This is a genomic window from Psychromonas hadalis ATCC BAA-638, assembly GCF_000420245.1.
GTDB lineage: Bacteria > Pseudomonadota > Gammaproteobacteria > Enterobacterales > Psychromonadaceae > Psychromonas > Psychromonas hadalis.
The window spans coordinates 1-2,371 of sequence record NZ_ATUO01000277.1 but is presented as its reverse complement, the minus strand read 5'-3'; the positions used below and the strand labels follow the sequence as shown (position 1 = coordinate 2,371).

Genomic DNA, 2,371 nt, shown 5'->3' with positions numbered 1-2,371 from the left:
TAACTTTTATTTTTAGAAAGTGGTGGAGCTATGCGGGATCGAACCGCAGACCTCTTCGCTGCCAGCGAAGCGCTCTCCCAGCTGAGCTATAGCCCCATATCATTGATACAGTGTGGAAATTACAGGCGCAGTGTATGCGTCCTGTAATTTATTGTCAATTCAAATTGTTTATTTTTTTACTGAGCAGCTTCTCGTGCTACAACAAACTCAAGTGCGCGTGATATGCGGCTAATGCTTCGTTCTTTGCCAATTAAGCGTAGGGTTACATCAAGTGATGGCGACTGACCTGCGCCAGTAATCGCAACACGTAGAGGCATGCCGACCTTACCCATACCCACTTCAAGTTCATCTGCGGTATCTTGAATTACTTGTTGTAGTGTGGCATCTGACCAATCTTCACATGCTAGTAGCTTAGTTTGCACCAAGATAAGTGCTTGTTTTGCGACTGGGCGTAGGTGTTTTTTAGCGGCATTTGCATCAAAGGCTTCATATTCTTCATAAAAATAACGACTTGAACTTGCCAATTCAACCAGTGTTTTAGCACGCTCAGAAAGTGCGCCAATAATTTCAGTTAACGCAGGCCCCTTGCTGATATCGATATTTTGATTGTCCATGTGCCATTGTAAGTAACCTGCAACATATTCAGGATCAGATGTTTTCATATAATGGTTATTTAACCACAGTAGCTTATCGGTATTAAATGCCGATGCAGATTTACTGATGGTATTTAAGCTAAACAGGTCAATCATCTCTTGCTGTGAAAAAATCTCTTGGTCGCCATGTGACCAACCTAAACGCACTAAATAGTTAGTTAATGCGTTTGGTAGATAACCCTCATCACGATATTGCATCACGGATACTGCGCCATGACGTTTTGAAAGTTTTGCGCCATCATCGCCTAAAATCATTGCACAGTGTGCAAAAGTAGGGATAGGTGCGCCGAGTGCTTTGTAAATATTAATTTGACGAGGGGTGTTATTGATATGATCTTCACCACGCACAACATGGGTAATGCCCATGTCCCAATCATCAACCACCACACAGAAGTTATACGTTGGTGAACCATCACTGCGGCGAATAATAAGATCGTCTAACTGGCTATTCGCAATTTCAATGTTGCCACGGATCTCATCATTAAAGATAACCGACCCTTCTTTAGGATTGCGAAAACGAATGACACAAGGTTCGCCCTCTGTTGCTGCGTCATTTACAGCAATAATTTTAGGGTGGTTGGCATCATAACGTGCCATCTCTTTATTCGCTTCTTGCTCCGCGCGGATTTCATCAAGTAGTTCTTTTGATGCATAACATTTATATGCTTTGTCTTCTGCTAACAGTTTTTCAACCATCTCATTGTAACGATCAAAACGTTTGCTTTGGTAATAAGGACCTTCATCCCAATCAAGCCCTAACCAACTCATCCCCTCTAAAATGGCATCGACCGCTTCCTGAGTTGAACGTTCGATATCTGTATCTTCGATACGTAATACAAATTTTCCACCTTGGCTTTTTGCATACAACCAAGAATAAAGTGCGGTACGTGCACCACCAACGTGTAAATAACCAGTAGGGCTTGGGGCAAAACGAGTTTTAACTGTCATTCGGGAAGTTCCTCTCAATATTAAGAAGTTGGAAAATAAAAACGCATTTTAACCAATAGCAATTCCAATACCAATGCAATTGTATTAATTATTTACGTTTTTTATTAAATCATTAAAACCACGTCCTATGGGCGTGGTCATCAGCTAGAGGCTATGCCTGTAGCTTCTACTCATGCTATTAATCTATTTCGTTGTTCCCACAACAAAAAGGGAAAATAGCATGAGTAGATTTGAGAAGTTATCACATGTGATCTGGCACTGCCAATATCATATAGTTTGGGTGCCTAAATAGAGGTATCGAATTTTAACAGGAGCCGTTGTCAATGAGGTCTATCGTTGTATTCAAATATATTGCGGAAGATTAGATTATATAATTGTAGGGCGAAACATACAGCCGATCATGTACACTTATTGGTAAAAGTCCCTCCGAAAAGATCTATTTAAGAAGTTCTTGGAGCAGTAAAAGGGCGGACTGTTTATCTTTTGATTTTAGTTCTTAAAGCTTTTGATTTTTAAATTAGCGTAATCGGTGCAATTAGCTGACAGCTTTAAAGAAAAGACCTTATCAACGTTACACGGATGAAAACCCTTAACGTTTTTATTTTTAAATTAGCGTAATCCGTGTAATTGGCTGACAGTTTTTATCTTTTTATATTGATTTTTATCCGGCCTTTTTTGTTGCTTTTATATGATTATTTATGGAAGTTAAGCGAAAACAAGCTATAATTCTCCTTCAAAATTTGTCTATACCAACATCAGGCTTTAGGATT

1 protein-coding gene, 1 tRNA gene and 1 pseudogene are annotated in these 2,371 nt (G+C 39.6%); 1 reads left to right on the top strand and 2 read right to left on the bottom strand.

Annotated elements, in window-relative coordinates:
- Nucleotides 1-20: 20 nt before the first annotated feature.
- Together G322_RS0118725 and gltX are read right to left on the bottom strand one after the other, a co-directional pair.
- A tRNA-Ala gene (locus G322_RS0118725) sits at nt 21-96 on the bottom strand.
- 80 nt (nt 97-176) lie between these two features.
- Nucleotides 177-1,601 carry a glutamate--tRNA ligase gene (gene gltX / locus G322_RS0118720; RefSeq protein WP_022943200.1) on the bottom strand — a complete coding sequence of 475 codons (1,425 nt, stop codon included), beginning with the start codon at nt 1,599-1,601 and terminating at the stop codon, nt 177-179.
- Nucleotides 1,602-1,821: 220 nt separating this feature from the next.
- On the opposite strand from gltX, the pseudogene tnpA reads away from it, so the two are divergent.
- Nucleotides 1,822-2,042 (top strand): annotated as a pseudogene (tnpA, locus tag G322_RS24430) (IS200/IS605 family transposase); the annotation flags it as partial.
- Between the last annotated feature and the right edge of the window lie 329 nt (nt 2,043-2,371).